The organism is Rahnella inusitata, assembly GCF_965118895.1.
In the GTDB taxonomy this organism is placed as follows: Bacteria; Pseudomonadota; Gammaproteobacteria; order Enterobacterales; family Enterobacteriaceae; genus Rahnella; species Rahnella inusitata_A.
In genome coordinates this window covers 171,001-197,325 of sequence record NZ_CBCPJJ010000001.1, presented here as the reverse complement: position 1 = coordinate 197,325, position 26,325 = coordinate 171,001, and the positions used below count along the sequence as shown (strand labels likewise).

Sequence of the window (26,325 nt, the reverse complement as noted above, 5' to 3'; positions counted from 1 at the left end):
CCTGTACCAGTTGATTTTGAGATTTAGCAAACCAGATAAAACAATTATCTCATGGGAATAGCATTCTGTAAAACCCAAACAGATATGTTAATCACAGCCCTCATTACTTTTTTGTTTCGTCTAAAGCCCGGTTGAACTACGCTCAAAAAGTTGAAAGCCCCTCTCCACATAAAATCTAACGCAATGATTTGTAATGATTTATCCATGTAACGACATTCAGTTAACAACAAGTCTACGTTAAGTTACGTGTGATGCCGTTAGAAATAAATTGACACATCCGGTCAAAAACTGCTATCACAATCACGTACAAAAAGTACGTTCAAATGACAGACAAACCGAAACAATGTAGCACCCATATAAGGATTGTTATTATGAGTTTACAGGTTTTGAGAGATTCAGTTCAAAGACGCAAACCAATCTCATTTCATTACAACAAGCCAGGAAAAACACCGGGCGAGAGAATTGGAAACGTTCATGCAATCTTCATAATGAGAAAAAAAGATGGCACCGAATCCACTAAATTGCACATTGTCCAGACATCCGGCGTAACAGACAGCGAGCCTGATTTCCCTGAGTTCAGAATGTTTGATATAGAGTCTCTATCAAATATCACAATTCTCGAAGGTGAACCCCAATTCCCAATCAATGATAAATATAACCCTGAGTACGACGGCTATAAGAATGTAATTGCTAAGGTTTAAAAATGAGCCTGAATCACTCTTTCCTCATAGGCTCAGATGAATCAAGTGAGCTTATGCTAAACATTTCTGGTCTTGATGCTAACGCTAAAGAAGTGGATTCCTTATGTGCCAATTTCTTTGCACACTGTGCTAAGACTGGCACACCCAAATTCACATGTAAGCTGACAATACAAAATCTTCAAAATCTTTATAGCCATCTATCCAGCTATAGCATGGTATGTGATAGCACTTCTTCAAAGACTGGAAGATTCATTGAGGTCAGAGATAATTATAATGAGATAATCAGCATTCTTGAACACGCTGATAATAATTCATTAGTTATGGCCTTGCAGCACCTTGTAAGCAGTAAGTTAACCAATAATGACATCAATACAATATTAGGGAGAAAGGAATCTCTCGAGACCTACGAAAAAATGCTCACTGAGCCTGATAGTTATAAGGAGGCAGACTGGCAACGTTTTTTTGAAACCAATGAATGGATTTTTGGTTATGGCTTAAAGTATAAATTCCTAAAAATTCTTCAAAGGGAAGCTCACATATCAAGGACTGATTTAAACGGCGGGAATGATGTAATTGCTGATTTTCTTATATCTGACTCAAGATTCACCAAGATTGTGGAATTAAAAACACCAACAACAAAACTTTTCACTAAGCGACAAGGGCGCTCTGATACATGGTTCTTATCCAGTGAATTAACCGACGCTGTTAGTCAGATATTGGCGCAAAAGGCAAATTGGGAGATTGAATCTCAGTCTAGAAATTACACTACAGATGGTGAACTTATACATGAAGATACATTTGATACAGAATGCATTTTAATTATAGGTTCATTATCTTCAATTGAGGGTAATGAGCGAGAAAAACTAATTAAAAGAAAAACCCTCGAGCTTTATAGGAGAAATTTAAAAAATATAGATATCTTGTTTTATGATGAGTTGCTTGAGATGTCGCGCTACATTGTCAGAAGTGCTGAAGTAATAGAAGATAAGCTTCTCTCAGCACTGTAGATGTACCTGTAAGAAGGAAGGATAGCATTATAACAAATAAAATATTTATCGTGGTGTTTCGAGTAATGTCATGAGTTTGATACCTTCTCAGCATACCGGAACACCCTCTTTCAGATAACATTAATGTGTTTCACATAGGAAATTAGAATCATATTTTCCAGAGTCTTTCTGATGGTTGCTCCAGCATTAACCGCTTTCAGTTTCACCAGTTGATTATCTGTCTTTTTAATCCGCACTGCTTTTGTCTTGTTCATTCAAATGACTCCTTTGATAATCAGAGTGATGACTTGTGGAATGCTTACTTCAAAGTGTTCAGCCAAAGCTTTTAATTGCTGGTAAGCCGGTTCACCGATATGTGTTAATGTATAGTTCATTGTTATGCTGCCTTTTGAATGTGTAAATCAAGGACGTCTTCTAATTCCCTGTCAGAATCTAATTCATCGTTTTCATAGTCACTGTTAAACATTACCTGAATTTCGCCTTTATCATGGCAATGTTCAATCATTGTTATTGCTAACTGTAATGCCTGAGTAATATCATTACACCAGCTTTTACTAAAACCTGTTTCATCCTCTACAGCCGCTGCTGTGATAACGTTTAATCGCTTCATTAAATTAAAGCAGAAAGATGGGGATAGTTTATCTGGGCAGCTATTAACGCAACCCGTGAATACATCCTCAACTTTTGAAGGAAGGTTACTTACTGAGTCTTTATCAATAAAATATTGCTGAAGTGCGTTCTCCATAGCCTTACGGGGTGTTCCTCTTCTGCGGTACGGTTTATTACTTGCGGGTAATGGTTTATTGAAGCTGGTGTAACCTAATTCGATGAGGGTGTTTTTAAGAGATTCGCGGTATTCGGGGGTATCTATTAAATCGTGGTCATCTGAGAAGAAGCCTTTACCTGTTATTGGCTTTCCAGCCGGAGTCTTAACTCCATTGAATAATTTAGCTTTGGACATTACATAGTGGATACCTCAATTCGTTATCTAATAAACCATATTAACCCAAATTTAACATTCTGTCAACATTATTAACAATTTGTGACAGGCGCTTTTAGATTTCAGCCAATGAAAAACCCCTTATAAATCAATAATATTTAAGTCCGGTATATATAACTGGAAGGATACTATTCAGGCGCTTGGAAAAGGTTACTTTTCAGAGGCTGCGTGTGCAGGGCTGGTATAGGGTGTTTGCGGTAGGTTCTCCCGCCCAAAGGGGGAACCGTTGAACCGCGTTAGAAGGGGGTTGTACAGATTGATTGAAAAGGAATTTTAAGAGGGCTAACGCCCTGAATCACCATGATTTATTTACATCAACCAATTGTAATTGATTGTTTTTTATGCTACCCTAAAAACCTCTTAACAGATTCTTTTTGTTCTTTGTTTTTCATCTTCTTGTCTCTGAGTATCTTTTAAGAGTTCTTTAAAGAAGCCCTTCTAACCTCACCTTGTAGCCTCGACAGTAAACCATATCGGGATCCGTGAAAGAGGCTTGAAGCTGGTGGATAGATTTTCGGGATTTTTATTTTTCTAAAAAATTTCCAGACCTATTTTTATTTCAGCTTTATCGGAAACTTTCAGCATATCTAGTGCAAGTTTGAAGATTTTGAACCGTCTGAATCTCTCTGCTTAGTAGCGCCCTTTTCAAAGGTTCCGTACCAATGGCAAAAAATGAACATATCTGAGCCTGTACAGCGTTCTAAGCGATTATTTAATGATGGCAACACCAACCCACAGGATAATATAAAGACTGCTTAGAATGCGTTACAGGGATCCTGATAAACGCTAGACATAAAAAAGCCCCAATAAAGGGGCATTGTGAATCACTATCCAATTGTTATTTATTCAGTCGATAGAAAGTCGCCTTGCTAATCTGTAGCTCATCCTGCACCTGCTTTGGTGACATCCCCTGTGAAAGAAGTTCCTGAACCTGTTCAGGGGTTGCTTTAATCGGTCTTCCACAGTGAACCCCTTCAGATTGAGCACGTTTGATGCCAGCAGTTCTACGCTCTGCGATGAGGTCTTTCTCTAAAGACGCTAAACCAGCCATCATCGTGAGCATAGCCTTACCCACTGGTGTAGAGAGGTCGAACCCTTCACGTAAGCTGATAACCTTCACACCTTTGGCCTGTAAAGTCTCAACGGTTGAGAGGACATCAATAGTGTTACGGCCTAAGCGGTCAATAGCGATAACAATTAGCGTGTCACCTTCACGGACATAGTTCAGCAGGTCACTGAACCCTTTACGCTCTGTAGCCTTAATGCCACCTGATACAGCCTCATCAGAGAACCACTTACCAACCTGATAGCCAGCCTCATTGATTTGTTTCTTCTGGTTCTCAATAGTCTGGTCAGAAGTTGATACACGGACATAAGCGATTACAGATGACATATGGTGATTCCCTGAAAGTTGTCTCAAAACCTAGTCTCAAAATAATACATGTATCAAAAAACTAAATCAACCTTTTGAGACAACCTAATCACGCCTTTCGAGACCCTTTTCATGAGTATCAAAACCACTTCCTTTTGAGACAAACTAAACCATTCAAACAGGTTATATAAATACTAATTCTCATCTCTTTTTGGAACCAAAACAGTTAACAGGCTAAACCTATTGAAATTGCTGGTGTTGATAAGGGTTTTGACACTATTCGGAGCGACTGTTTTTTACTGTTAATTTAGCCATCTAAACGGCTATCATTCAGCATTAACAAGTTATTGAAGGGGTCACTATGGAAATTTGAGAAATCGAAAAGTAAATCTGGCTAACCATAGCGACCTTAAAAGGGTTAAACAGGGATCCCGAAGTAGCAGCAGATTGCATTAGTAAGAACAGCAGGAGCCGCCGCACCAGCGATTTTTAACGCCCCCGTAAAAGCCTTACCTGTCATCTTACCAATCCATGAGCCGAAACCTTTTTCAACTTCTTCTTTTGAGGCTGGTTTCGGGGACTGCTCAACAAGCTGTTTCAATTCAGCAACATCATTATCATCAAGACCGTGACTCTTTAGCTCACGCTCAAGAGATGCAATGTCACCAACTGATATAGAGTTTTGCTGATTAATGTCACCAGTGTTGCCCGCTCCGATTGCTCCAGCGTTATTCACTGAACCATGAAAAATATTCGTATTGTTAACCGTCATTGGTGCAACCTCTTTTTCTTCTCTAGTAAATATTAGCCCTTCTCCGAGTATTCCCTTTTTCTCTAACTCAAGCGACCAATCAAGAATTTTATTCCTCACAGTGGTAATTATATGCTGAATTTTACCAGCACTGAAGAACCAACGAATTTCATATCTTGAACGCTGACCAGATAAAAGCATCTCAGCAAGTGGAGCAGGTACAGTGAGACTGACAGTCCCTGCATCTTTGACCTTCGAATGAGCCATTGATGAGACTGATTCAGTGAGCGCAAACGTCGTGAACTGCTTTGTTATTTTAGGGTCAGATGTCCCCAAATCTACGGGAATCCATCCATTAACAGGATTGAATGCTTTCAATATACCTTGTCCAGACCTATAGTCAGGCGCAGAGGCAATATTAGGGTATCCATTAAGCTCTAATTCTATCCATTCAACAAGGTCTTGAAGGTCTAACTTAATCGCAATCATCTTTGCTTTCATTAGAACAGCAACGATGTCTGAATTTGGGTCACTCGCAAGAGCCTGAAGCTCAATAACTGGAGAATGTATCAAATTAAACTCCTTAACAATCGATGCAATATAGTTATCTTTGTAAATTGAAGTAGCTATACAAATCATTCATTAAAATGCTAGGGACGTTCGCTCCCTCTATAACAAGACCACCCTTTAATGCTTTTGCTGTCATAACTCCAATCCAATCACCAAAGTATTCTCTCACCTCATTTTTGTTTTTAGGAAGTGGGGACTCACTAATAACCCTTGCTAAATCACTAATATTATCATCAGCTAAACCATATTCTTTAAGCGCCAGATTAAGAGACTCAAAGTCGTTAATAGTGGTTTTATTATTTTGATAAATGCTACCGTGATTACCTGCCCCTATCGCCCCTGAATTATGAACTGAACCATAAAAATTATTAGTGTTGTAAAAAGTTGTAGGTGCAATTTCTTTTTCTTTTTCACTAAAGACTACACCTTCACCCAATACTCCCTTTCTTTCTAACTCCAAAGCCCATGTTAATATCCTATTCCTTACAGTAGTTACTATACATTCCAACTTTGAAGCATTGATAAACCAGCAAACTTCCGAAGGAGCACTATTTGAAGGGAAAAGCATTTTTATTTTTTCGGCTGACATTCCAAGTCGCAGATTATCATCTGCTTCACGAAGATTTCTCAATGCTGAAATGGAGTCACTTAAACCATACTCTTGAATCATTGTTATAATTTCTGGTTTTATATCACGATATTGGACATTTATCCATCCGTGATAGGGATTCCATCCTCTGACTACACCTTGCCCTATACGATAATCAGGGAGGGCAACACTATCAGGATAGCCATCAAGCTCACAATCAAACCATTCTGCCAATTCGGGCAAGTTCAACTTCACTGCAATCATTTTGGCCTTTATTAAAACCCCAACAATGTCATTACTGACATCAGCAGCCAAACCCTGCAACTCATGAACTGGCGAAGTTTTCATTGATTAACCTTGTTGACAGTTTTAAAGTTAGCTTACTAGACATTCACAATGATGTAAGCAAAGTTTTCACTGCGGCTGATTAGGTTGCTCTTCCATCTCTTTCACCCACTCTGGAGCCTCTTCTAAGGCTATGTGACGAGGCTTAGTCGTGAACCCTTCAAAGTCAAATTCATCACCATCAATCAGCGGTAAAATCTCTATCCACTGAGCACCATCAACCACCCTATCAAGTGGAAAGTTAAGCAGCTTCAAGCCGTTGTGTAAGAAGACATCACACTTCTTTCCAGCCGTGTTAAGCCGGATTTCTTTCACTATCCGCTTAATGATGATTTGAGCCTCTATCCGGTCTTTCTTCACAGTCAAATCCAGATGGCTGATTGTCTCAAGCTGGCTTGATTGCTCTCGCTGGTGAACCTCTGAGACAGCCTTTTCAGCGTCCTTAATCTGACTGTTCAGTCCTCGTAGCTCACCAGCCATAGATTCGGTATCATCTGCCAGCATAGCCAGCTTAATGAGCCTCTCACGCTGTTTCTGAAGCTGTTCTAACTCACTTTGAAGAGCACCAATAGCAGAGCCGTTATCACGATTGAGGGAAAGACGGTTAGTGTTATACAGAAGCCCCTGAACAAGGGCTTTATCGGCCAATCGGCGGTTGATACTTTTGGCATGACATCGCCCCTCATATCTCATTGAGCATCTATAGACCCCATGCCATTTTTCAGTTGCACAGTTAACAATTGTCACAAAGCCACATTCAGCACAACGCATTACACCTTTGAAAAGGTTAGTAAGTAAGGGTTTGTCTGATGTTGGTCTGCGGCCTGAACCCTGTTTTAACTGCTGCACAGCATAGAATTGTTGTTCGCTAATGACAGCGGGGTAATAGTTGGGTATCTCCTTTACCCCTTGTGTAACTGTACAATTAGACGGCACTTTGAAACCAATCACAGAGCGGTTATCCAAGAGTGCTTTAACAGTAGTGTGAGACCAAGCACCTTTCACAGGTTTGTGTTGATTCAGAGTATAGAAACCTTCTTCATTCATCTGTCTGGCGATTCGTACAAAAGGCAATCCCTCTAAGCGAAGCTGGAAGACACGCTGAACCGCTTTCACATTATCGGGTATTAACTCAAAGTGAGACATATCATCAGACACTCTGAGCCACGCCACACAGCGCCGTGACATTATTCTACCCTTAGCCGCTTCTTCTCGTTTTGCATCCCATGCAGACCTTAACCGCTTTGATTTCGTAGCAGATTCTTCATTAGCACGCTGCATGATAAGCACAGCTTTAATCAGGCTGAGAGGGTCATTAAGACTTTCCTTCTTGTACCATGAGTTATCCGCCAATGTGACCACATCAACACCAGCTAACAAAATCTTTCGCAGTCGCTCCCTTGCAGTGTCAATGTCTTGACGGCTTACCCTGTCCAATGATTCAACTAACAACACTGAACCCGCCTCAATAACCCCTGATTCAACAGCGGCTAAGAATTCACCAAATGCACCTGATTTAGCATTAGCGCCAGAGTAACCACTTATGCCGAGGTCTTGAAACCTGAGCGACTCATCTAATTGATAGTCTGGATTATTCTTGAGCCATTCATTTATGTACTTGTTCTGGCGTTTGGTTGAGTCTCCAGATGCCTGAATTCTTGAGGAAAATCGAATGTATGAGATTGCTTTTGGCATGAGCTAGTAAGTTACCATGATAGACTTAACAGGAGTTTATCATAAGAGATGTGTAGTCCTTTCAACGTTACATACCAATTCCACCTGTGAAACGCTGACCCGGCTGCGGCAGATGGGTATTGAAGGCTTTCATATTGCCGCCAGCCTGCGGCTGGTTATTGCTCAGCGACTGGTGCGAAAACTCTGTCCGCACTGCCGCAAGGCGTACATAGGGTTTGTCGGCAAAGGTGAAAACGGGCGAGGCGCCCAGACTCCACTTTGGCTGGCTGCCGGATGTCATCAGTGCTTTTCCGGCTATTACGGACGGACAGGCATTTATGAAACGCTGAGCATCACCCCACGCTTGCAGCAGGCACTGGTTGCAGAAGCCACGGTGAATGAGCTGAGTAAAATTGCCCGCGAACAGGGGCAAATCACGCTGCAGGAAGCCGGAATGTTGCTGGTTGAGCAAGGGATCACTTCGCTAGAAGAACTCTATCGCGTCACCGGCGAGGAAACCGATGCATGAGTGAAATGCCTGCGCTTTCCCAAAGAGGGTGCCTGTATCACTGGCAGGCCATCGACATCCAGGGAAACATTCAGCAAGGCAACAGCATAGAGACCAGCAAAGATGGCCTTTATCAGCAGCTCTTTGCAGCCAGTTTACAACCGCTGAAGATTCAGATGAGGCAACGTCTGAACCGGGGCTACTGGAAAAATCCAGAACGCGTTGCGATGGTCAGGCAACTTGCCACGCTGCTACAGGCCGGACTGCCGCTGGTCAATAGCCTTATGTTGCTAGCAAATGAGCATCCGAAAATGGCGTGGCAATGCGTTTTGCAAAATATCGCTAAAGGAGTTCGTGAAGGGAAGCCTTTATCAGCAATGCTGAATGCGTATCCTGATGTATTCCCGGATATCTACCGGCAGATTATTGCCATCGGTGAAATCACCGGTCAGATGGATCGCTGCTGTTTACAGCTGGCCGCACAGCAGGAACAGCAGGCACAACTAAGAGACAAAGTGAAAAAAGCCCTGCGCTATCCGCTGATTGTCAGTGTAATAGCCACGGTAGTGACCTTACTGATGCTGACCCTGGTTCTGCCGGAGTTTGCCAAAATCTATGCCTCCTTTGATGCCAAGCTGCCGTGGTTCACGCGCATGCTGGTCAGTACATCGGATGTCCTGATCAGTACCGGTCCGTGGCTGACGGGAGTTGTATCTCTTGGTTGCTTTGCCTATTTACGCAAACTACATCCACAAAAGCGCTGGAAGCAGCGGGAGCAAATGCTGCTGCTAAGGTTGCCGATAACCTCACGGCTGGTTACCGACAGTTGCCTCAGCCAGATATTTCAGACGCTGGCGATGACTCAACAGGCAGGAATGACGCTGATTTCCGGGCTGGAGGCCGCGGCGTCCTCCCTGTCTAATTTGCATTTTCAGAGCGCGCTCAGCCAGATCCGTGAGCAAATTATGCAAGGCACACCTTTGCATAAGGCCTTTGTGCAGTCGCCGCTGTTTCCTTCGCTGTGTCAGCAACTGATAAAAATCGGGGAGGAGTCAGGTTCACTGGATGAGTTGCTGCTGAAACTGGCTCATCTGCATAACGAAAAGGCAAATTCGCTGGCGGACACATTGTCACAAACGATTGAACCGGTTCTGATGGCAGTAATGGGCGTAATTGTTGGTGGGTTAGTGATCGCCATGTATCTGCCTATCTTCCAGTTGGGTTCGGTGATGGGATGAAGCGTCCTGTAAACGGGACTTTCATTGGAAATGAAAACGGCGAAATCCTGTTTCGCCGTTAGAGATGCCTTTATGGCGTGGGTGACATTCTTGTCTTTAAGGAGTTATTTACCGCCGAACAGACGGTTTTCCTGCTCTGCAACGCGGATAAAGGTGGTGCGTTTTGTCAGCTCTTTCAGACGATCGGCACCCACATAAGTGCAAGCAGAACGCAGACCGCCAAGGATATCGCGAACAGTGTTTTCAACCGGGCCTCGCAAAGGCAACTTCACGGTTTTACCTTCCGCTGCACGATATTCAGCCACACCACCGACATGACGTTTCATCGCAGATTCGGAACTCATGCCGTAAAAAAGCATGAATTTTTCACCATTCTCTTCGACGACCGTACCTTCACACTCTTCATGCGCTGCCAGCATTCCGCCGAGCATCACGAAGTCTGCGCCGCCGCCGAAAGCTTTAGCAACATCGCCCGGCACTGCACAACCGCCGTCGCTGACAATCTGTCCGCCCAAACCATGTGCGGCATCAGCGCATTCGATCACAGCGGAAAGCTGCGGATAACCGACACCGGTTTTAACGCGGGTTGTACAGACTGAACCTGGTCCAATGCCGACTTTGACAATGTCTGCACCGGAGAGGATCAGCTCCTCGACCATTTCACCGGTGACTACATTACCAGCACAGATGACTTTGTCAGGGCAGGCTTCGCGTACGCGTTGCAGGAAATCGACAAAGTGTTCCGAATAGCCGTTAGCAACATCAAGACACACAAATTTCAGCAATGGTGACATGGCGAGAATTTGCAGCGTTTTGACAAAATCTGCTTCAGACGTCCCGGTGGAAACCATCACATTGCGCAGTACAGATTCATCCGCAGAAGCGATGAAAGCCTGCCATTGTTCAACGGTATAATGTTTATGCACTGCCGTCAGCATGCCGAAAGATGCCAGCACCGTCGCCATGCGGAATGTCCCCACGGTATCCATATTAGCGGCAATAATGGGTGTGCCTGACCAGCTGATTGCGGAGTGTTTGAATGTGAAGGTGCGCTCCAGTTCTACTTCGGAACGGCTTTTGAGGGTGGAACGTTTAGGGCGGATAAGTACGTCTTTAAAACCTAATTTCAAATCTTCTTCAATGCGCATGACGGGTTTGTCCTGGTTTGGCGACGGATCGCTAGGGCGTACAGCGAAAATTAGACACCCTTTCCAGTGGTTTTATCATACACAGGAAAATGACAACGGCAAGATGGCTTTTACTACGAGCGTCACAGACTTTAGATTGTGCCGCTGAATAATTTTTTGAGCCCGAAACCAACACGAGAGCGGCTTGCACTTACTCATAATCTCTTTATCATTTACCAAACTAATTTTATCAGAGCATCCGTATGACCTATATCGTTGCATTGACCGGAGGCATAGGTAGCGGGAAAAGCACCGTTGCTGAGAGCTTTGCACGCCACGGCGTAAGCATTGTCGATGCTGATATTATTGCCCGTCAGGTCGTTGCCCCTGGCGAACCCGCGCTGGATGCGCTGAGCAGCCATTTTGGTCACAATATTCTTCTCGCTGACGGCTCGCTTAACCGCGCCGTTTTGAGAGAATGTATATTCAGCAACCCCGTTGAAAAAGAATGGGTTAATAAATTGCTGCATCCGCTTATCCATGCCCAAATGCAGCGCCTTATCGCGCAGGCGCAAACGCCGTACGCGCTCTGGGTCGTACCGTTATTAATTGAAAATGGATTGCAGGCGCAGGCCAATCGCATACTGGTGGTCGACGTTGATCCACTCACTCAGCTTTCGCGCACGATACAGCGCGACGGCGTCAGCCGCGAGCAGGCTGAAAATATTATTGCCTCGCAGGTGGGCCGTAAAAAACGGCTGGCCTGCGCGGATGACATCATTGATAACAGCGGCGGTCCTGAAACGATTGAACCGCGTGTTGCCCAATTACATAGCCGCTATTTAAAATTGGCGGCATCAGTATCTCCATGAATAATTCGTCGAATTATCAAGGGGAAAACAGACAGGATATTGCCCAGCATGAGTGAAGCAGCAGCCACAGTTCTTTTTGAACATCCGTTAAATGAAAAAATGCGTACCTGGTTGCGCATTGAATTTCTGTTACAGCAGCTGCATGCCAATGCACAGGTCACTGGTATTTCTTCCGCCCTGCTGTTCTTTCGCACGGCATCCGACTTACTGGATGTGTTAGAACGCGGTGAAGTCCGCACCGATTTGCTGAAAGAGCTTGAGCGTCAGCAACAAAAATTGTCCCAGTGGCAGGATGTTCCCGGCGTCGATTTGGCCCGCATTGAAGGGTTACGCACTGAGCTGAAGCAGTGTGCAGGCGTGCTGATGAAAGCCCCGCGTATTGGTCAGGCGCTGAAAGAAGATCGCATGATTGCGCTGGTACGTCAGCGTCTCAGCATTCCGGGCGGCTGTTGCAGCTTTGACCTACCGACGCTGCATATCTGGCTGCATCTGGCACAATCTCAGAGGGATAGCGAAGTACAAAACTGGCTGGAAACGCTGGCTCCGCTGAACAATTCGCTCACGATGGTATTAGATTTGATCCGCCAGTCCGGCGTTTTCCGCAATCAAATCAGCCTTAACGGTTTTTTCCAGGACAATGCTGAAGGCGCAGATCTGTTACGATTACGCCTGTCGATGGAAAATTTGCTTTATCCGCAAGTGTCCGGGCACAAAACCCGTTATGCCATTCGCTTTTTACCCCTCGACAGCGAACATGGCGTGGTTCCCGCGCGACTGAATTTTGATCTTGCCTGCTGCTAGGAGTTGCAAATGGATCCCGAAATTATTGAAGTAAATTGCCCGACCTGTGGCAAAACGGTGGTGTGGGGCGAGCAAAGTCCTTACCGTCCTTTCTGCTGTAAACGCTGTCAGCTGATCGACCTCGGCGAATGGGCCGATGAAGAGAAACGTATTCCCAGCAAAGGGGATATTAACGATCTGGATGACTGGAGCGAAGAAGAGATTTAACGCGCGAAGCATGCACGAGAAGAGATAACAGAAAGGGGCTTCGGCCCCTTTTTCGTACGCGGAATTTAACGTCTATCAGAACTGATTATTTTTCAGTGCCCGGACGATCGCTTCATTGGCCGGCGGAAACTCTGCTTCATTTAGCTGCGACTGTGCAATCCAGCGTTTCGGCTGGCCTTCTTTACCATACGGCTCGCCCTTCCAGCCTTCCACCATAAAGAAGTGCAGCGTAATGATACGGTCAGGAAAGCGGTGCTCAAGAGTATCGAGCAATACCAGAGATGTAGCCTCGATCCCGACTTCTTCTTGTAATTCGCGGATCAAAGCCTGTTCAGGCGTCTCCCCCGATTCGATCTTGCCGCCGGGAAACTCCCAAAAACCTGCCATGTGTGATGAAGCATCACGCTGAGTAATAAAAATTTCTTTCTGCGCATTACGGATGATGCCGACTGAGATATTCAGTTGCTTAAGCGTCACAGTATTCACCTTTCCCCTGACTGAAATTCCTGTACTGAACCGTACTTTTAAGACAAAAAATAAAGGCGGTGATTAGCCGCCTTTAAGATTAACACGATGACTTAGCCTGATATCTTACTTTTGCAGGCGGCCATGGCATTGTTTGTATTTTTTACCGGAACCGCACGGGCAAAGATCGTTGCGCCCGACTTTACGCTCGCCCGAAGAAGCAAGACGTGCTGCCTCTTCCACTTCAACTTCCAGCTGATCCTGATGGCTCAGTTGTTGCTGACGCGCCAGACGCTCGGCCTCTTCACGACGCTGAAGCTCCATCGCTTCCACTTCTTCAGGCATGCGAACCTGCACTTTGCTCAGCACGCTGACGACTTCGTATTTCAGTGATTCAAGCATTGCAGCAAACATGGCGAAGGACTCGCGTTTGTATTCCTGCTTTGGATCTTTCTGCGCGTAACCGCGTAAATGGATACCCTGGCGCAGATAATCCATCGCCGCCAGATGCTCTTTCCACAGGGAATCGAGGGTTTGCAGCATCACGCCTTTCTCGAAGTTACGCATCATTTCAGCGCCAACCACTTCTTCTTTACGGGCGTAAGATTCTTTCGCAAGTTCCATAATCCGTTCGCGCAGAGTTTCTTCATGCAGCTCTGGCTCTTTATCCAGCCACTCTGCAATCGGCATTTCAAGCTCAAAATCGGCCTTCAGACGCTGTTCCAGACCTTCAACATCCCACATTTCTTCCAATGACTGAGGCGGAATGTAGCTGTCGATGGTAGTTTTGAACACGTCTTCACGAATGCTGGCGATGGTTTCGCTCACGTCAGAGACATCCAGCAGTTCATTACGCTGGCTGTAGATCGCACGACGCTGATCGCTTGCCACATCATCGTATTCCAGCAACTGCTTACGGATATCGAAGTTACGGCTTTCAACTTTACGCTGTGCATTGGCAATTGCCTTGGTCACCCAAGGGTGCTCAATCGCTTCGCCCGGTTTCATACCCAGTTTACGCATCATGCCGGAAACGCGATCGGACGCGAAGATACGCATCAGGGCATCTTCCATTGACAGGTAGAAGCGTGAAGAACCGGCATCACCCTGACGACCCGCACGGCCGCGCAGCTGGTTATCGATACGACGTGATTCATGACGCTCGGTACCAATGATGTGCAAACCACCGGAGGCCAGCACGGCATCATGACGAATCTGCCACGCTGCCTTGATTTCTGCGATTTTCTCGTCGGTGGCTTCTTCGCCCAGATTCTCAACTTCAACCTGCCAGCTGCCGCCCAACACGATATCGGTACCACGACCGGCCATGTTGGTTGCGATAGTCACCGCACTTGGCTGACCTGCCTGAGAAACGATTTCCGCTTCTTTGGCGTGGAATTTGGCGTTCAGTACGCTGTGCGCGATACCCGCTTTGGTCAGTTCGTTGGAGACGACTTCTGATTTCTCAATCGAGATCGTACCCACCAGAACCGGCTGGCCGTTGGCAGTACAATTACGAATGTCTTCGATGATTGCGCCAATCTTTTCCATTTCAGTCATATAAACCAGGTCTGCCATATCTTTACGCACCATAGGGCGGTTCGTTGGCACAACAATGGTATCAAGCTTATAAATGGAGCTGAATTCGAATGCTTCGGTATCTGCGGTACCGGTCATACCGGCCAGTTTTTCGTACAGACGGAAGTAGTTCTGGAAAGTGATGGAAGCCAGCGTCTGGTTTTCGTTTTGAATATCCACACCTTCTTTCGCTTCCACTGCCTGATGCAAACCATCAGACCAGCGGCGGCCCTGCATCGTACGGCCAGTGTGCTCATCGACGATAATAACTTCACCGTCTTTCACGATGTAATCGACATCGCGGGTGAACAGCACGTGCGCACGCAGCGCAGCAGTTACGTGGTGCATCAGCATGATGTTAGTCGGGGAATACAGGGATTCGCCCTCTTCCATGATGCCCGCTTCTACCAGCATTTCTTCAATCAGCACCAGACCGCGTTCCGTCAGGTGAACCTGACGCGCTTTCTCATCCACGGAGAAGTGGCCTTCGCCCTGGAAGGAATCTGAATCCTCTTTTTCCTGACGGATCAGTTTAGGGATCAGTTTGTCTACGCGGGTGTACATTTCTGAGCTGTCTTCGGCCGGGCCGGAGATGATCAGCGGAGTACGAGCTTCATCGATAAGGATGGAGTCGACCTCATCCACCAGCGCGTAGTGAAGTTTACGCTGTACACGTTCTTCAGGGCTAAACGCCATGTTGTCACGCAGGTAGTCAAAGCCGTATTCGTTGTTCGTACCATAAGTGATGTCCGCTGCGTAAGCTGCGCGCTTGGCAGGGGAAGGCATGCCCGGTAAGTTAATCCCGATGCTCAGGCCCAGGAATTCAAACAATGGACGGTTATTTTCGGCGTCACGCTGGGCTAAGTAGTCATTGACGGTCACGACGTGAACACCTTTGCCGCTCAGCGCGTTCAAATAAGCCGGCAGTGTTGCCGTCAGGGTTTTACCTTCACCAGTACGCATTTCTGCGATACAACGCTCATTGAGCACCATACCACCGAGCAGTTGCACGTCGAAGTGACGCATACCGAATACACGTTTGCTGGATTCACGTACCACAGCAAAGGCTTCAGGGATCAACATTTCCAGCACTTCGCCTTTCGCCAGGCGTGCACGGAATTCATCAGTTTTGGCTCTCAGCTGATCGTCTGTCAGCTTCTGAACTTCAGGTTCCATACGGTTGATGAGCTCAACCACTTTGCGCATACGGCGCAATGTACGATCGTTACGACTACCAAAAACTTTGGTCAATAATTTGATTAACATGATGCTTAATATCTCTTTGATGTCGTCAAAGACGACCCTAATTTATTGATTTATAGATAAATTACTTAAATACGAGTGTTAAATCAGGGTGACCGGGCCGGCACGAATGCCTTGCACCTGTGCCAGCCACAGGCCGGTTTGATGCGAAGAGGAGGTGGTCAGCAAAGGCTGCTGCGTCCGACGAATGATCACCGGAGGTTTGGATTCATGGGTCAGTAAGGCATTCAGGGTCACCAGTAAAGCCATCTGCTGAACGTGCAGCGGCTCGGCTTCTTCAGCGACCACTTCCGGCGCGGCGGTATAAACGACCTGCGGTGCCAGAGCAAAAGAAAGGTGACGAATTACCGTGCGTAGCGCATGCTGCTGCCAGTAATCCACACCGAAAGACGGGCGACGATGCGCCTGAAGTAAGGCGAGATTACTCAGCCCGGTATTGCCAATGTTTAGACGGTTTAGACTTGAAGACGTATTAGGAACTGCGGCCAGTTCCGTTTGTGAGAGATTCGTCGACACGCCAAGGCTCGCCGCGACCATCCCCAACAGGAGATGCGGCCAAAAATACTTTCTGCCAAATTGTCGCCAACGATTTAGAATACCAATCACACGTTTACAATCCGCCGGAGCCCATCATGCGCGATAGTCGCCCACAATTATTAGATATCCTGTTCGATGACGCCTCTTCAACGGAACAAAGCCCGCTGCGGAATGTACAACAGCGCGCTGCGGCGTTATTAAAACTCAACCGCGCAGTGAAGGGTCTGTTACCGTCGCCCATGCAACCATGGTGTCGCGTCGGTAATTATCGACAGGGAGTTTTAGTGCTGGAAATCGCTAATGCCAGCTGGATGATGCGATTACGCTATGAACAACCGGCATTACTCTCCGCACTTCGAGCGCAAATTCTACCATCATTGTCATCAATCGACATCAGGATTAATCCTTCGTTGATGGCTAAAATGGAAAATGCTTCGCAGATTGCCGAGAAAAATAAAGCGATCGCAGCAGAGTCGATGCCAGTCAGGCATTTGAGTTCACAGAGTGCGGATGAATTGAGAGGACTGGCGAGCCGTAGCCCGGAAAAATTAAGGAAGGCATTAGAACGACTGGCTGACCTGGCCGGAGAGAGTGCCAGAACAACCAGTCGTAATAAGTAAAACCGTAATATCTGTACTGATTATGCCAATACTGTAGAAGGGGCTTTGAAAGCCAATGGCACTTCAGCTTCATCCTGGAAGGTAACAAGTTCCCAGGCTTCCTGCTGCGCCAATACCGCTTGCAGTAACTTGTTGTTCAATGCATGGCCAGACTTGTATGCGGTAAACGCACCAATGATATTATGTCCACACATGAACAGATCGCCGATAGCATCTAACATTTTGTGACGAACGAACTCATCTTCAAAACGCAGGCCATCTTCGTTAAGTACGCGGTAATCATCCACAACAATCGCACAATCAAAGCTGCCACCCAGGCACAAACCACGTGACTGCAGGTACTCGATATCACGCATAAAACCAAATGTGCGTGCGCGGCTGATTTGGCGAACAAATGCTTCTGCAGAGAAATTCATTTTGTAGCGCTGTGAGCTGGAATCAATCGCCGGGTGCTTAAAGTCGATAGTGAAGTCCAGAGAGAAACCATTGAAAGGTTTAAACTCGGCCCACTTGTCACCGTCTTCAACACGCACAGTCTGTTTGATGCGCAGGAATTTCTTCGCGCAGTTCAGCTCTTCAATCCCTGCATCCATCAACAGATAGACGAAAGGTGCAGCACTACCATCCATAATTGGCACTTCAGGCGCATCGACTTCGATAACAATGTTATCGATGCCTAAGCCTGCGAGGGCCGCATTAAGGTGCTCTACCGTAGAAATACGTACGTCATGCTCATTAACCAGGCAAGTACAGAGCATGGTATCACGCACGGATTTGGCATCTGCCGGGAAATCGACCGGTGGATTCAAGTCAGTGCGACGATAGATGACCCCGGTATTGGCCGGTGCAGGACGCAGAGTCAGGGTGACTTTCTTGCCGGTATGTAAACCGACGCCCGTCGCCTGAACGATACGTTTTAATGTACGTTGTTTGATCATCGTTTTTATCTCGCAATGTTATCCATCTATCCTACCAACCTTTTCATAGTACATTAAGGTTGGCGGGACAGTTTAGCACAAAGAGCGGAGATCCTACAATTCGGACTAGTCTGCCTGCTTACGCAGGAAGGCCGGGATGTCCAGATAGTCGGGCTCTTTATTGGATTGCGCGCTTTGATCGTTAACCACTTTGGCAGCTGGCTTCGTTTCCTGCGGCAACGGAGACATCCCGTGCTGCTGGTAACGATGATCCATAACAGGCTGGCTGGCTGGCTTATTGGTCACCAAAGTGATCTCAGGACGTTTGTCCATGCCAATGCCGGTTGCCACGACTGTTACGCGCAGTTCGTCATTCATTTCCGGGTCAAGAGAAGTACCGATAACCACGGTTGCGTTGTCAGAAGCGAAAGCACGGATGGTGTTACCCACGGTTTCGAATTCATCCAGACGCAGGTCAAAGCCGGCAGTAATGTTGACCAGAACGCCGCGAGCACCTGACAGATCGATATCTTCCAGCAGCGGGCTGGAGATCGCCATTTCAGCCGCTTCTTCTGCACGGTCTTCACCACAAGCCACGCCGGAGCCCATCATGGCATAACCCATTTCGGACATCACGGTGCGCACGTCGGCGAAGTCAACGTTCATCAGACCCGGACGGGTGATCAGCTCCGCAATACCCTGTACCGCGCCTTTCAGCACGTCGTTGGCCGCACCGAAGGCGTCCAGCAGGGAAATACCGCGACCCAGAACTTTCAACAGTTTGTCGTTCGGGATAGTGATCAGGGAGTCCACGTGTTTGGACAGCTCAGCGATACCCTGCTCCGCGAATGCCATGCGTTTTTTGCCTTCAAAGTTGAATGGCTTAGTCACGACAGCGACGGTCAGAATACCTAAATCTTTAGCGACTTCAGCAACCACTGGCGCTGCACCGGTACCGGTACCGCCGCCCATGCCCGCTGCGATAAAGACCATGTCAGCACCTTCGAGCGCAGCACGCAGGGCTTCACGATCTTCTTCTGCAGAATTGCGACCCACTTCCGGGTTCGCACCAGCACCCAGACCTTTGGTAATACCGCTACCGATCTGAATAGTCTGGCCTACTGCCGTTTTACGCAACGCCTGAGCGTCGGTGTTAACGGCAAAGAATTCAACACCTTCGATGCGCTCACGCACCATGTGTTCGACAGCGTTACCGCCGCCACCGCCGACGCCGATGACTTTAATCACCGCATCGTTGGTCAGTTCCATAGGTTCAAACATAGTTTCTCTCCGTTTTGTGCCTGTCGCGTCGGGATCGAAATACTTGAAAGCATGATCCCGTTGTTAAAACATTAAAACTCTTTTCTCAGCCAGCTATTGATTCGTTTGAACCAGTTGCCCACTGAGGCGCGTTTTTCCACTTCGGCCTCACCGCTCAGGTGAGACTCTTTACCATAGTGCAGCAGCCCTACAGCAGTTGAGTAGTAAGGTTCCTGCGCATAATCTGTCAGCCCGGTGATGTTCAGAGGTTGCCCGATACGCACCTGAGTATGGAATACCCGTTGCGCACAAGCTGCCAGACCATCAATTTGTGCTGCGCCGCCTGTCAATACGATACCTGCGGCCAGATGATGTTTTACGCCCTGCTGACGTAACTGCTCCTGCAATTGCAAAATTTCGTCATTCACAAGATTTAGCAATTCTGTATAACGAGGCTCGATGACTTCAGCCAGTGTCTGCCGTTGCAGACTGCGTGGCGGACGTCCGCCCACGCTCGGCACTTCGACATTTTCGTCTTTGCCGACAATCGACCCTAATGCGCAACCATGGCGAACCTTAATGGCTTCGGCATCAGTCGGTGGTGTACCAAACGCATAAGCGATATCGCTGGTGACCACATTCCCTGCATAAGGGATAACCTTAGTATGACGCAGTGCGCCACCGGTATAAACAGCGATATCCATGGTTCCGCCACCAATATCGACGACACAGACACCTAATTCACGTTCATCTTCGGTCAGAACGGCATAACTGGCGGCCAGACCGGCGAAAATCAGTTGGTCAACTTTCAGACCGCATCGTTCAACCGCTTTAACAATGTTCTTCGCCATATCGTTATGGCAGGTGATCAGGTGAACTTTAGCCTGCATACGCACGCCGGATAACCCCACTGGATTTTTAATGCCTTCCTGATAATCGATGGCATATTCCTGAGGAATAACGTGAAGCACCCGATGCTCATCACGCACGCGCACCGACTTAGCGGTATGCACAACGTTCTCTACATCTTCCTGCGTCACTTCCTCTTCTGAAATAGGAACCATCCCTATTTCATTCTGACAACTGATATGTTTACCAGATAAAGCGAGGTAAACAGAGGAAATCTGACAATCAGCCATCAGTTCGGCCTGATCGATGGCGCGCTGAACGCATTTCACCACCGATTCCAGATCGTTAACGCCACCCTTGTCCATGCCACGGGATGGGCAACTGCCCACGCCGATAATATTGACCATGCCATCGGGCAGGACTTCACCCACCAATGCGGCGACTTTTGCAGTACCGATTTCCAGCCCAACTACCAGTTTTCTGTCCGTCGACTTGATCATTGTTGTTTAGCCTGTGCCTGATTCTGTTGCTGATTACTGTTTTGCTGGTCAATAAACTCCGGCGCCCAACCGACTGACGCACCGCTGTCATAACGTAAATCGACATAAGTGATGCGTATTTTATCGGCGTCGGCCTGTTGCTGGAATCGCGGATAAAGTTCAATAAAACGTTGTAAACGCCCCATCCGGTCATCTCTCCCCAACTCCAGCCGAACATCATTATCCAGAGTTAACTGCCACGAGTGACGAGCACTCATTGCCACGGCTTTCAACGTGAACTTGCCGGCGGCCAGCGCCTGACTCATCGTTTGATAGCCTTGCAAAACATCCTGTTCGCTGCCTTCCGGACCATAGAGCAACGGCATTTTCTGATTCACTACTCGCTCGGCGGGTATGCTGAATGACTTGCCGTCGGCATCGACCATATGCAAATCATTCCAGTGTGCAACCGGCACATACTCCACCAGATGTATCTTCAGTTCATTCGGCCATTGCTTGCGTACGCTGGCCTGTTTAATCCACGGCAAACGCTCAATCTGTTGCTGGATGATATTCACATCCTGCGTCATGAACGTGCCCGGCGCCCCTAAGGACAGGATCGCCTGACGAATATCGTCGTTAGTGGTGTAATGGCGCTCGCCGGTCACCACCAGCTGCGATAACGGCAGCCGGTTTGCATCCTGCATCCAGACAACAACGGCCCATGCACTCCATAAGATGGTGCCTGCGACCAGCAGCAGAAACACGATCCCTGCCAGCTGGCCGCCATTACTGCGACGGCCGCCGTTATTGCTCTCGGCCGTCTCTCGCTCTCGGGTATTCAGGGCGGCTTGAGACATATCAGTCAGCCAGTTCCAGAATACGGAAAACCAATTGCGGGAAACTCAGCCCGGCATTTTTCGCCGCCATCGGCACCAGACTGTGGCTGGTCATACCCGGCGACGTATTGGCTTCCAGCAGATTAAAGCTGCCGTCGCCATCCTGCATGACATCAACGCGTCCCCAGCCGCTGCAATCGAGCGCCTGATAAGCCTGTAATGCCAGAGCGGACAATGCGTCTTCCTGCGCCTGACTTAAACCACTTGGGCAAAAATACTGTGTTTCATCAGACAGATATTTTGCCTGATAGTCATAAAACGTCCCGGCAGGCTGGATGCGGATCGAAGGCATCACCTGTTCACCCACGATAGCGACGGTGTATTCCGGGCCGCTCAGCCATTTTTCCACCAGGACGTTATCGTCATGGCGGAAACCTTCCTGCAGGGCTGGTAACAACTCTTGTTCGGTTGTCACTTTGCTCATGCCAACGCTGGAGCCTTCGCGACTTGGCTTGACGATCAGCGGTAAACCCAACTCCGCGATTTTTGCTGCCAGAGCACCCTGCCCTGCTTCTTCAATTTGTGAACGATGCAACGCCACGAATGGGGCAACCGGTAAACCCAGCGCCTGCCACACCAGTTTGGTGCGAAATTTGTCCATGGTCAGGGCGGAAGCCATCACGCCGCTGCCAGTATACGGCAGGCCGATTTGCTCGAGCATGCCCTGCATCGTGCCGTCTTCACCACCGCGACCGTGCAACGCAATAAAGACTTTACTAAAGCCCTGCTCTTTAAGCAGCGCAACGTTAACTGTTTTAGTATCAATGCCGTGAGCATCCACGCCAGACTCACGTAAGCCTGCCAGCACGGCAGCACCGGACTGTAATGACACATCGCGCTCTGCGGAAGTACCACCAAATAAAACTGCTACTTTCTCAGACATGATGTTCTTCACCTTTCTTCACTGGCTGCAACTTTTGATCAGCCAATTTGCGGGCCACTTTGCCGATGGTACCAGCGCCCTGAACCAGGACTAAATCATCCCCTTCGAGGATCTGCGCCAGACTTTCAGGCACAGCGTCAATATCAGAAACCAGAATCGGATCCAGCTTGCCACGTGCACGAATGGTGCGGCACAACGAGCGACTGTCTGCGCCCGGAATCGGCGCTTCGCCAGCCGGGTAAACATCAAGCATGATCAGTACATCGACCTGTGACAACACGTTGGCGAAATCATCGTACAAATCGCGGGTGCGCGTGTAGCGGTGCGGCTGGAAAATCATCACCAGACGTTTATTCGCCCAGCCCGCGCGTGCCGCTTTTACAGTGGCGTCCACTTCTGTCGGATGGTGACCGTAGTCATCAACCAGCATGGCGCTGCCGGATTTGCCGTTCACATTCTGCAGTGCGAATTCACCGAGGAAATCGAAACGACGCCCGGTGCCCTGGAAGCCTTCCAGCGCCCGCAAAATCGCGTCGTCGCAGATCCCTTCATCGGTCGCGACCGCAACCGCAGCGGCTGCATTCAGGGCGTTATGACGGCCCGGTGCGTTCAGCGTCACTGTGATCTGCGGCAGGTCGTGACGACGCAGAGTGAAGTGCCCTTGCGCGCCTTCCTGCCGGTAGCTCTCGATCATCACGTCTGCGTCTTCGCTAAAGCCGTAGGTAGTGATGTGACGACCAACGCGTGGGAGCAGTTCCCTGATCACCGGATCATCGATGCACATCACTGCGCGTCCGTAGAACGGCAGGTTATGCAGGAAATTCACAAACGTTTGTTTCAGGTTTTCAAAATCGCCCTGATACGTGTCCATGTGGTCGGCTTCGATATTAGTGACAATAGCCACCATTGGTTGCAGATGCAGGAAGGACGCGTCACTTTCGTCTGCTTCAGCAATCAGGAAGCGGCTTGAGCCCAGACGTGCGTGCGTGCCTGCAGCTTTCACCAATCCACCGTTCACAAAGGTCGGATCCAGTCCGGCCTCGGCATAAATACTGGTGACCATAGCTGTGGTCGTGGTTTTACCGTGCGTACCTGCCACGGCGATGCCGTGACGAAAACGCATCAGTTCGGCGAGCATTTCCGCGCGGCGTATCACAGGTATCCGCGCTTCGCGTGCGGCAACGATTTCCGGGTTATCGGAAGAGATCGCCGTTGAAACCACCACTACGCTGGCATCCAGCACGTTCTCAGGGCGGTGATTGAAATAAATCTTCGCGCCCAGCGCCGTCAGTTGCTGCGTCACAGCATTAGGTGCTAGGTCAGAACCACTGATCTGATAGCCTTCATTTGCCAACACTTCGGCGATACCACCCATGCCGGCACCACCGATGCCAACAAAGTGAATGTGCCGGACACGATGCATCTCGGGCACGAAGGTACGCAGTTTCGCCAATTGTTGTGTATTCACGTTTTTATTCACTATTTCAGGTTACTGATTAATCCGTTTCTTACGGCTGGGACCCTGCATTGCACGGCCCGTTCAATTTCATTTTTTACTGGCGGCAACCACTTCGGCGGCCACACGCTCTGTCGCATCAGGAATGGCAGCTGCGCGTGCAGCACGCGCCATTTCCATAAGATGGGTTCTGTCCCATCCGGCCATCAAATCGGCCACTGCAGCAGCGCTAAAATCTTTCTGCTCAATAATCTTCGCGGCACCGGCTTTTTCCAGCGGCAACGCATTCCAGTACTGTTGGCGATCTTTATGCTGGAAAGGTACGAATATCGCCGGTAAACCGGCGGCAGCAATTTCACTGACCGTTAACGCACCGGAACGACACACCACCACATCCGCCCAGGCATATGCCTGCGCCATGTCATCAATAAATTCGGTCACTTTATGCTGCGTCTGACCGACTTTTTCATAAGCCTGATTGACAGACTCCAGCGCACCTTTGCCCACCTGATGCCACAGCGTGATTTTATCGCCCATCAGCGCCGCCACGTCCGGCATGCTTTGGTTCAGTACCCGCGCGCCCTGACTTCCGCCAATGACCAGAACGCGGATGGGGCCTTCACGCCCGGCCAGACGAGTTTCCGGCAATTCGAGCGCCAGCACATCGGTACGCACCGGGTTACCCACCACGTCGGCATTCGGGAATGCGCCTGGAAACGCTTGCAATACTTTTTTGGCAATGTGCGACAAACCCCGGTTAGTCATCCCGGCAATCCCATTTTGCTCATGCAACACCACCGGAATGCCCAGTGACCATGCTGCTAAGCCGCCGGGGCCAGAAACGTACCCACCCATGCCTAACACCACATCAGGCTGGAAACGCTTCATGATGGCTTTTGCCTGGCGCCACGCATGATATATGTGAATCGGGGCAGTGAGTTGCGCTTTCAGACCTTTCCCACGTAATCCTGAGATTTTAATGAAATCAATCTCAATGCCGTTTTTAGGAACCAGGTCGGCTTCCATACGATCTGCGGTACCCAGCCAGCGAACTTCCCAGCCTTGATCCATCAGATGATGTGCCACGGCCAGCCCGGGGAAAACGTGCCCACCGGTACCGCCTGCCATCACCATTAAACGCCGGGTATTGCCACTCATCGGGCACTCCTTACAAACGCCTGGGCTTTTGCCAGCCGCGTTTCAAAATCCACTCGCAGCAATAACACGATTGCCGTCGACATAATGATCAGGCTCGAACCACCGTAACTGATGAGCGGCAAGGTCAAACCTTTGGTCGGCAACATCCCTGCTGCGGCCCCAACGTTAACCAGCGCCTGGAAGCTAAACCACACGCCAATTGAGCAGGCCAAAAAGCCGGAAAATCGCTGATCGAGCTCTAATGCACGACGTCCAATGGACATCGCGCGAAAAGCGACGAAGAATACCATCAACAGGGCTAAAACCACACCGAAATACCCCAGTTCCTCGCCTAAAATGGAGAAGATAAAATCGGTATGCGCTTCCGGTAAATACTCCAGCTTTTGCACAGAGTTACCTAACCCTTGCCCCCAGAATTCACCGCGACCAAAAGCCATCAGCGACTGGGTTAACTGGTAACCGCTGCCGAACGGATCTGCCCACGGATTCCAGAAGGAAGTTACGCGGCGCATACGGTAGGGTTCGGCGATAATCAGCAGTACAACCGCAAAGGCACCGGAGCCGATAATAGCCAAGAACTGCCACATTTTAGCCCCCGCCAGAAACAGCATCGCCAGCGTGGTGATAAACAGTACAACCACCGTACCGAGGTCTGGCTGCGCCAGCAGTAACACTGCAAGCACGACCATCACGCCCATCGGCTTACAGAAGCCCCAGAAATTACTGCGGACTTCATCCACTTTGCGCACCAGATAGCTGGCGAGGTAGCAAAACAGCGACAATTTGGAAAACTCGGCGGGCTGAATACGCAGCGGGCCGAAGGAAATCCAGCGCGATGCCCCGTTGACCGAGCTGCCGACCACCAACACCACCAGCAGCATCACCACTGAGAGCAAAAGCAATACGTTGCTGTATTTCTGCCACACCGCCATCGGCACACGCAGTGTCACCAGCGACATTCCGAAGGCCAGTGCGAGATAAATCGCATCACGCTTGGCGAACAGGAAGGGGTCATCCGCCAGACGCTGACCAATCGGCATCGAGGCCGATGTCACCATCACAAAACCAACAATCGCCAGACCAAAGGTCAGCCACAGCAGCGTACGGTCATACAACACCAGCGTGACGGTGTCGTTTTCCCTGGCACCCATCACCCAGTCGTTAAATTTTCTGACGAGACCCAGCCCCGGCATACGGAT

Annotated in this window: 26 protein-coding genes; 8 read left to right on the top strand and 18 right to left on the bottom strand. The window is 48.6% G+C overall.

Going from position 1 to position 26,325, the window contains the following annotated elements:
* Window positions 1-371 precede the first annotated feature (371 nt).
* The gene (locus ACMHLI_RS00865) at window positions 372-701 is read left to right on the top strand and encodes a hypothetical protein (RefSeq protein ID WP_004848053.1); all 330 of its coding nucleotides are present in this window, start codon (window positions 372-374) and stop codon (window positions 699-701) included.
* 2 nt (window positions 702-703) lie between these two features.
* Window positions 704-1,708: a Shedu immune nuclease family protein gene (locus ACMHLI_RS00860; RefSeq protein ID WP_413527843.1), complete on the top strand. Its 1,005-nt coding sequence runs from the start codon at window positions 704-706 to the stop codon at window positions 1,706-1,708.
* A gap of 110 nt (window positions 1,709-1,818) precedes the next feature.
* On the opposite strand, the gene ACMHLI_RS00855 is transcribed toward ACMHLI_RS00860, so the two are convergent.
* The 6 genes from ACMHLI_RS00855 to ACMHLI_RS00830 all read right to left on the bottom strand — a co-directional run bounded on the left by ACMHLI_RS00855 (window position 1,819) and on the right by ACMHLI_RS00830 (window position 8,030).
* Window positions 1,819-1,962 (bottom strand): hypothetical protein, encoded by a 144-nt coding sequence (locus ACMHLI_RS00855; protein ID WP_204279962.1) that lies wholly within the window; start codon window positions 1,960-1,962, stop codon window positions 1,819-1,821.
* A 122-nt stretch (window positions 1,963-2,084) separates the two neighbouring features.
* Entirely contained in the window at window positions 2,085-2,669 is a 585-nt protein-coding gene (locus ACMHLI_RS00850; RefSeq protein WP_163980272.1) for a hypothetical protein, read from the bottom strand.
* A gap of 877 nt (window positions 2,670-3,546) precedes the next feature.
* Window positions 3,547-4,101, bottom strand: a complete 555-nt coding sequence (locus ACMHLI_RS00845) for a recombinase family protein (protein ID WP_163980270.1) — start codon at window positions 4,099-4,101, stop codon at window positions 3,547-3,549.
* A 397-nt stretch (window positions 4,102-4,498) separates the two neighbouring features.
* Window positions 4,499-5,404 carry an abortive phage resistance protein gene (locus ACMHLI_RS00840; RefSeq protein ID WP_413527842.1) on the bottom strand — a complete coding sequence of 302 codons (906 nt, stop codon included), beginning with the start codon at window positions 5,402-5,404 and terminating at the stop codon, window positions 4,499-4,501.
* A gap of 31 nt (window positions 5,405-5,435) precedes the next feature.
* Complete coding sequence (locus ACMHLI_RS00835; protein ID WP_413527841.1) at window positions 5,436-6,338, bottom strand: abortive phage resistance protein; 903 nt, start codon at window positions 6,336-6,338, stop codon at window positions 5,436-5,438.
* A gap of 66 nt (window positions 6,339-6,404) precedes the next feature.
* A complete protein-coding gene (locus ACMHLI_RS00830; protein ID WP_413527840.1) occupies window positions 6,405-8,030 on the bottom strand; it encodes a recombinase family protein in 1,626 nt (541 codons plus the stop codon).
* Window positions 8,031-8,046: 16 nt separating this feature from the next.
* Between ACMHLI_RS00830 and ACMHLI_RS00825 the strand changes: the two genes are divergently transcribed.
* Window positions 8,047-8,538: an ATPase, T2SS/T4P/T4SS family gene (locus tag ACMHLI_RS00825; protein WP_413527839.1), complete on the top strand. Its 492-nt coding sequence runs from the start codon at window positions 8,047-8,049 to the stop codon at window positions 8,536-8,538.
* Window positions 8,535-9,755 (top strand): protein transport protein HofC, encoded by a 1,221-nt coding sequence (hofC, locus tag ACMHLI_RS00820; protein WP_413527838.1) that lies wholly within the window; start codon window positions 8,535-8,537, stop codon window positions 9,753-9,755. The genes ACMHLI_RS00825 and hofC overlap by 4 nt, the downstream gene beginning before the upstream one ends.
* A gap of 104 nt (window positions 9,756-9,859) precedes the next feature.
* On the opposite strand, the gene ACMHLI_RS00815 is transcribed toward hofC, so the two are convergent.
* Window positions 9,860-10,903 (bottom strand): GMP reductase, encoded by a 1,044-nt coding sequence (locus ACMHLI_RS00815; RefSeq protein WP_413527837.1) that lies wholly within the window; start codon window positions 10,901-10,903, stop codon window positions 9,860-9,862.
* A gap of 242 nt (window positions 10,904-11,145) precedes the next feature.
* On the opposite strand from ACMHLI_RS00815, the gene coaE reads away from it, so the two are divergent.
* From coaE to yacG, 3 genes are read left to right on the top strand one after another with little or no spacing between them, the layout of a single operon-like run.
* Entirely contained in the window at window positions 11,146-11,754 is a 609-nt protein-coding gene (gene coaE / locus ACMHLI_RS00810) for a dephospho-CoA kinase (RefSeq protein ID WP_413527836.1), read from the top strand.
* Window positions 11,755-11,802: 48 nt separating this feature from the next.
* A complete protein-coding gene (zapD, locus tag ACMHLI_RS00805; RefSeq protein ID WP_413527835.1) occupies window positions 11,803-12,555 on the top strand; it encodes a cell division protein ZapD in 753 nt (250 codons plus the stop codon).
* A gap of 9 nt (window positions 12,556-12,564) precedes the next feature.
* Complete coding sequence (yacG, locus tag ACMHLI_RS00800; protein ID WP_413527834.1) at window positions 12,565-12,762, top strand: DNA gyrase inhibitor YacG; 198 nt, start codon at window positions 12,565-12,567, stop codon at window positions 12,760-12,762.
* A gap of 75 nt (window positions 12,763-12,837) precedes the next feature.
* Here yacG and mutT read toward each other — a convergent pair whose 3' ends face one another.
* The 3 genes from mutT to secM form a co-directional block, all read right to left on the bottom strand.
* Window positions 12,838-13,239: an 8-oxo-dGTP diphosphatase MutT gene (gene mutT / locus ACMHLI_RS00795; protein WP_413527833.1), complete on the bottom strand. Its 402-nt coding sequence runs from the start codon at window positions 13,237-13,239 to the stop codon at window positions 12,838-12,840.
* 114 nt (window positions 13,240-13,353) lie between these two features.
* Complete coding sequence (gene secA, locus ACMHLI_RS00790) at window positions 13,354-16,071, bottom strand: preprotein translocase subunit SecA (RefSeq protein WP_413527832.1); 2,718 nt, start codon at window positions 16,069-16,071, stop codon at window positions 13,354-13,356.
* Window positions 16,072-16,149: 78 nt separating this feature from the next.
* A complete protein-coding gene (gene secM / locus ACMHLI_RS00785) occupies window positions 16,150-16,674 on the bottom strand; it encodes a secA translation cis-regulator SecM (protein WP_413527831.1) in 525 nt (174 codons plus the stop codon).
* A gap of 26 nt (window positions 16,675-16,700) precedes the next feature.
* Between secM and ACMHLI_RS00780 the strand changes: the two genes are divergently transcribed.
* Entirely contained in the window at window positions 16,701-17,225 is a 525-nt protein-coding gene (locus ACMHLI_RS00780; protein ID WP_112168704.1) for a DUF721 domain-containing protein, read from the top strand.
* Window positions 17,226-17,245: 20 nt separating this feature from the next.
* Here ACMHLI_RS00780 and lpxC read toward each other — a convergent pair whose 3' ends face one another.
* The 8 genes from lpxC to ftsW form a co-directional block, all read right to left on the bottom strand.
* Window positions 17,246-18,163, bottom strand: a complete 918-nt coding sequence (gene lpxC, locus ACMHLI_RS00775; protein ID WP_112168705.1) for a UDP-3-O-acyl-N-acetylglucosamine deacetylase — start codon at window positions 18,161-18,163, stop codon at window positions 17,246-17,248.
* Window positions 18,164-18,268: 105 nt separating this feature from the next.
* Entirely contained in the window at window positions 18,269-19,423 is a 1,155-nt protein-coding gene (gene ftsZ / locus ACMHLI_RS00770) for a cell division protein FtsZ (protein WP_013577005.1), read from the bottom strand.
* Between the two features lie 71 nt (window positions 19,424-19,494).
* Window positions 19,495-20,751 (bottom strand): cell division protein FtsA, encoded by a 1,257-nt coding sequence (ftsA, locus tag ACMHLI_RS00765; RefSeq protein ID WP_009634688.1) that lies wholly within the window; start codon window positions 20,749-20,751, stop codon window positions 19,495-19,497.
* Window positions 20,748-21,590, bottom strand: coding sequence for a cell division protein FtsQ (gene ftsQ / locus ACMHLI_RS00760; RefSeq protein WP_413527830.1), 843 nt, complete (start codon window positions 21,588-21,590; stop codon window positions 20,748-20,750). Before ftsQ ends, ftsA begins: the two co-directional genes overlap by 4 nt.
* Before the next feature lies 1 nt (window position 21,591).
* Window positions 21,592-22,512 (bottom strand): D-alanine--D-alanine ligase, encoded by a 921-nt coding sequence (locus ACMHLI_RS00755; RefSeq protein WP_413527829.1) that lies wholly within the window; start codon window positions 22,510-22,512, stop codon window positions 21,592-21,594.
* Entirely contained in the window at window positions 22,505-23,980 is a 1,476-nt protein-coding gene (murC, locus tag ACMHLI_RS00750; RefSeq protein WP_413527828.1) for a UDP-N-acetylmuramate--L-alanine ligase, read from the bottom strand. The genes ACMHLI_RS00755 and murC overlap by 8 nt, the downstream gene beginning before the upstream one ends.
* A 78-nt stretch (window positions 23,981-24,058) precedes the next feature.
* Complete coding sequence (gene murG, locus ACMHLI_RS00745) at window positions 24,059-25,126, bottom strand: undecaprenyldiphospho-muramoylpentapeptide beta-N-acetylglucosaminyltransferase (protein WP_413527827.1); 1,068 nt, start codon at window positions 25,124-25,126, stop codon at window positions 24,059-24,061.
* Entirely contained in the window at window positions 25,123-26,325 is a 1,203-nt protein-coding gene (ftsW, locus tag ACMHLI_RS00740; protein ID WP_413527961.1) for a cell division protein FtsW, read from the bottom strand. Before ftsW ends, murG begins: the two co-directional genes overlap by 4 nt.

Excerpts from the sequence above, each read along its gene's own strand:
- ACMHLI_RS00855 (WP_204279962.1), bottom strand. The coding sequence starts at position 1,962 with ATGAACAAGACAAAAGCAGTGCGGATTAAAAAGACAGATAATCAACTG.
- coaE (WP_413527836.1), top strand. The coding sequence starts at position 11,146 with ATGACCTATATCGTTGCATTGACCGGAGGCATAGGTAGCGGGAAAAGC.
- lpxC (WP_112168705.1), bottom strand. The coding sequence starts at position 18,163 with ATGATCAAACAACGTACATTAAAACGTATCGTTCAGGCGACGGGCGTC.
- secA (WP_413527832.1), bottom strand. The coding sequence starts at position 16,071 with ATGTTAATCAAATTATTGACCAAAGTTTTTGGTAGTCGTAACGATCGT.
- hofC (WP_413527838.1), top strand. The coding sequence starts at position 8,535 with ATGAGTGAAATGCCTGCGCTTTCCCAAAGAGGGTGCCTGTATCACTGG.
- ACMHLI_RS00780 (WP_112168704.1), top strand. The coding sequence starts at position 16,701 with ATGCGCGATAGTCGCCCACAATTATTAGATATCCTGTTCGATGACGCC.
- ACMHLI_RS00865 (WP_004848053.1), top strand. The coding sequence starts at position 372 with ATGAGTTTACAGGTTTTGAGAGATTCAGTTCAAAGACGCAAACCAATC.
- ftsA (WP_009634688.1), bottom strand. The coding sequence starts at position 20,751 with ATGATCAAGTCGACGGACAGAAAACTGGTAGTTGGGCTGGAAATCGGT.
- zapD (WP_413527835.1), top strand. The coding sequence starts at position 11,803 with ATGAGTGAAGCAGCAGCCACAGTTCTTTTTGAACATCCGTTAAATGAA.
- murG (WP_413527827.1), bottom strand. The coding sequence starts at position 25,126 with ATGAGTGGCAATACCCGGCGTTTAATGGTGATGGCAGGCGGTACCGGT.
- ACMHLI_RS00815 (WP_413527837.1), bottom strand. The coding sequence starts at position 10,903 with ATGCGCATTGAAGAAGATTTGAAATTAGGTTTTAAAGACGTACTTATC.
- ACMHLI_RS00860 (WP_413527843.1), top strand. The coding sequence starts at position 704 with ATGAGCCTGAATCACTCTTTCCTCATAGGCTCAGATGAATCAAGTGAG.
- ACMHLI_RS00825 (WP_413527839.1), top strand. The coding sequence starts at position 8,047 with ATGATAGACTTAACAGGAGTTTATCATAAGAGATGTGTAGTCCTTTCA.
- ACMHLI_RS00755 (WP_413527829.1), bottom strand. The coding sequence starts at position 22,512 with ATGTCTGAGAAAGTAGCAGTTTTATTTGGTGGTACTTCCGCAGAGCGC.
- ftsQ (WP_413527830.1), bottom strand. The coding sequence starts at position 21,590 with ATGTCTCAAGCCGCCCTGAATACCCGAGAGCGAGAGACGGCCGAGAGC.
- yacG (WP_413527834.1), top strand. The coding sequence starts at position 12,565 with ATGGATCCCGAAATTATTGAAGTAAATTGCCCGACCTGTGGCAAAACG.
- ACMHLI_RS00850 (WP_163980272.1), bottom strand. The coding sequence starts at position 2,669 with ATGTCCAAAGCTAAATTATTCAATGGAGTTAAGACTCCGGCTGGAAAG.
- ACMHLI_RS00830 (WP_413527840.1), bottom strand. The coding sequence starts at position 8,030 with ATGCCAAAAGCAATCTCATACATTCGATTTTCCTCAAGAATTCAGGCA.
- ftsZ (WP_013577005.1), bottom strand. The coding sequence starts at position 19,423 with ATGTTTGAACCTATGGAACTGACCAACGATGCGGTGATTAAAGTCATC.
- ACMHLI_RS00845 (WP_163980270.1), bottom strand. The coding sequence starts at position 4,101 with ATGTCATCTGTAATCGCTTATGTCCGTGTATCAACTTCTGACCAGACT.
- ACMHLI_RS00835 (WP_413527841.1), bottom strand. The coding sequence starts at position 6,338 with ATGAAAACTTCGCCAGTTCATGAGTTGCAGGGTTTGGCTGCTGATGTC.